1 protein-coding gene is annotated in these 255 nt (G+C 49.8%); it reads right to left on the bottom strand.

What is annotated here, in order from left to right:
- Positions 1–255, bottom strand: a 255-nt coding sequence (locus FCL47_RS24965; RefSeq protein ID WP_304992194.1) for a hypothetical protein, incomplete at both ends; no start/stop codon positions are given.

Here is a 255-nt window from a genome sequence, read left to right as displayed (position 1 = left end):
CTTCTCTTACCACTTCCACCAGAGACACTTCGCGGGGAGTCAGAGGTTGCTGGCCAACATAACTGAGCATACTGGATCCTATCTGCGACGCTCCTTTTGCAGCCAGAAAAGCGCGCGAGGCCATCACATGCTCTTTTGAAGAGTCAGGCAAATACAGAGTCAAGAGCTGCAGGTTACCCTGTACAGCAACCATAGCATTGTTAAATCGATGAGCAATAGCGCCAGCCATGTTTTTCAGACTGGCCAGCTTTTTGA

The organism is Desulfopila sp. IMCC35006 (genome assembly GCF_005116645.1).
In the GTDB taxonomy this organism is placed as follows: domain Bacteria; phylum Desulfobacterota; class Desulfobulbia; order Desulfobulbales; family Desulfocapsaceae; genus Desulforhopalus_A.
The sequence above is the reverse complement of the archived record's forward strand: the minus strand, read 5'-3'. Positions and strand labels throughout refer to the sequence as shown.